Consider the following 3,260-nt stretch of genomic DNA (forward strand, 5'->3'; position numbering starts at 1 on the left):
CTCGGCCACTCTTTCAACTAAAATCCAAGTGGTAGGTATATCTCTAGGATATTCATATGTCTCATCTGTATAATTATTTGGGTTATCTTTAAAAGCACTTACTTCTGGTGCCAATCTCCAATCTTCATCATGTTCGGCTCCCATTTTTTTTTCATGCATTAAAAACCTACTTGCAGAATATGGTTCAATAGAACGATAAATTCCTGTTTCTAATATAGGCTCACCTGTTTTCACCATCACTGCTGAGTTTAAACGATATACAGGCAAGGGATTAGGAAAATCTATCCCTATTAAAAGTTCTTCGCTGAGTAAATCTTTATAATCCCACTGGATATTATGATAATTATTTACCACATAAATATTTGTTGCTCTTATTGAAATAATACGCTCTTTGGCTTTATAACGAAGTACAGCACCTTTTTCTACTGTATCCATCCAATCACAAGGGTAATCTCGACCTTGAGCAATTACATCATTATTTATGCTACTCATTCTTCTAAGGATTGGTAAGAAACCTGCTTTTAAGTCTTCTAAACCACTTTGTAAATGATCTAATGTGCCTTTAAAGTTAGGCAAAACTATCGTACCCCACACATAATCAGCTTGATGGGAAAGATGTTGTGAACGGTGGTTTGCAACTAAATTTGAACTATATCTATCTAATAATCCTTCTGCATAATGAATTAAATCTTCCCACAGTTTTACAGTTTCATAGTAATACTCATAGGTTAAAAATTGCTCATTTGCATATATTTCTTTAGGAAATAATTCTAATTTTTGTATTTCAATCATTTTTTAATCCTATTTCACATTATTTTTAAGTACGGGTACACCAACCATATCAATTGCACCTAGCTGATTGTCCCCATAACCCCATCCAGTACTTTTACGTGCACTGATATTGGATGCTTGTAACATTTTAGGGTCAAGTACAATCTGTATTGCGCCCCCCTCTAAAGAAAACTCTTTGGCTTGCTCCATCTTTTCATTCCAATCCTGTTGTGACATCGTCTGTGGTTTTCTTCCTGCTGTATCTAGCACTTGTGAGCCTGCTTTGCCTTCCCAAGCTTTTAGACCACCTTTAGGTACAGTATAAGTAACAAATTCACCATTGCTGTTCCAACTGCCCCAAACTGCAAAGTAACGACGCCAATCATCTTTGCTTTTTAATTTCTCAAATTCTGTTTTTCGCATCCAACACACTGAATTATCAGCAGAACCTGGGGAAATAACCCGATACAATACTTCTCCTTCTTTAAATTCAGTGGCTTTAGCAGCATTTTTTGCAAACGTTTTAAAATCACTACCAATATCAGGATAACCTTGATTTAAAAAGTACGCTTGTTTTTCAGGTGGCTTAGCATTTAAATGAGCTGGGTTTTTTAAAACAACATTCTTATCCGCCCAGCTTGGGGTTTTCTTTTTCATCTGTTCCAACTCATCTAAGTATGGAAACCAAACTTTATCTAAATTTTTTGTATTTACAGTTGCCCTAAACGACATATCACTTTCAATTTCTAAACGTCGTTGCGTTTTTCGCAAAATCTTCATCACAGCGGCATGTACTTCATTATTTTTTAGTAATGTAGGCAACTTATTATGAACAAAATCTTGTAGTTTTTTCTGCTCAGCAATCGCTTCTTGCACCAACCTATGGTTTCCTCCCATTCGTTGGACATAACCAATTAATTTATCAAACTTTGCCAGTAATGTTTTAGCTTGTTTAATAACAAATAAGCTATTTTTATTAGCTTCTATGATAAGTACTTCAATTTTTCCAGCAACAAATTTATAAGGATCTCCAATTCGTTTAAACTGAATATACTTTTGCACATCCGCCCTATTTAAAAAAATCCTCACCTGCTTTAATGCATGCTCTAGTGTTTCATCTATTTTTTTATCAAATGCAGGTAATCGATGGAAATTAGTAGGTACATTTTTAAAACTTCGCCGAAGGACAGAAAGTATAATTTTCAACATACCTTTAGCAAATGAACCAATTGTAGGAACTACTCCGATAATCGTAATAACCATCATAACTTTCGGCAGATTATCATCAGGCTTTTTCCTAACTTGTATGGAGCAAGCAAAAAAATCACGTACATCACAAATTTGATCAACGATAGGAATCATTGAAATAACCATTCCAGTTGCAACTTGACCAACTGTTGGATCTTCGTGAAAATCTCCTTTTAGTACTTCCCATAACCAGATGCCTACATTTTTTGCAGCCTCACTTCCTTTTTGTGCAGATGAAAAAAAAGCCAATGCATTTTTTAAAGTTTGTTCAGTTAGTACATCTGTCGTTTTTTGTGCTACACCCTGTATTTGTTTTTGTGCAGCTTCTAGGCCTTTTTTTGCCGTATCAATATTTTGATCAATATTTTTTCTAATTATATCAGTACTTTCTGAAATTTGTTTTTGGGCACCCCCTATACTATTTGAAACACTATTAGAAACCGAATCTCTGATTTTTTTTGCATTATCTGAAATATCATCGAAAAAGTTAGACATATTATGTTCTCTATTTTATATTTTTTTCTATTGCTTGAAATAATTCTTCATAATCGGGCCATGGTTCATCTTCTGGATTAAACTCATATTCGATCTTGATAGCTTTTTGAGGAACATTATCATGATGTGCCTTACCATCTGAAACTAGCTTTCCTTCAATAATTTGATTATTTTCAAAATGAATTTTGTACTTAACATCTGCATATGGCTCCCTAAGAGTATTTAATAATTCTAACCCTATCCAATTTTGATTATTATATTGAGGCAACACAGGAACATGACTCTCCACCTTTGCCCCAGTTTTAAACACATGCTGCCCACTTCGATGTTCCAACACATGACTGGTGATCAATCCAATCCCCGCATCATCTAATTTAATTTCTGAATTTCTACTCTTAATCGATATCCCATTTGGCGCAGTAATTACAATCTGACCATCTACAGAACTGATTTGAATTTTTTCCTGGGCTAAAATTTCCATCCCATTCGATTGTACGTGAATACTAAACTTACCTTGGGCTGCAACCCACTTCACATCCTGTATTGCAAACATACTCATCTTGTTTAAGGCATGCACAATATAATTATTCTGTGTACTCACATTGATGCTGTCGCCTGCATAATGATTCATTTGACCATTTGCAGACAGGTGAATATCTGATTGTGTGCTGAGTCCAATCCCATCAGGTGAGTTGAGGAGCAATAAGGCTTTGTTAAATTTGGCAATCTTGTGTTCTATCTGTTCT

At 34.8% G+C, this 3,260-nt stretch carries 3 protein-coding genes; all 3 read right to left on the bottom strand.

The window, feature by feature from the left end; genetic code table 11:
* Positions 1–792, bottom strand: a 792-nt coding sequence (locus D7V20_RS18755) for a hypothetical protein (RefSeq protein WP_120385362.1), incomplete at its 3' end; no start/stop codon positions are given.
* A gap of 9 nt (positions 793–801) precedes the next feature.
* A complete protein-coding gene (locus D7V20_RS18760; protein WP_120385363.1) occupies positions 802–2,514 on the bottom strand; it encodes a hypothetical protein in 1,713 nt (570 codons plus the stop codon).
* A 10-nt stretch (positions 2,515–2,524) separates the two neighbouring features.
* On the bottom strand, positions 2,525–3,260 hold a 736-nt coding region (locus tag D7V20_RS18765; RefSeq protein WP_147395814.1), incomplete at its 5' end, for a DUF2345 domain-containing protein.

Origin of the sequence: Acinetobacter rongchengensis, assembly GCF_003611475.1 — a bacterium.
GTDB classification, from domain to species: Bacteria; Pseudomonadota; Gammaproteobacteria; order Pseudomonadales; family Moraxellaceae; genus Acinetobacter; species Acinetobacter rongchengensis.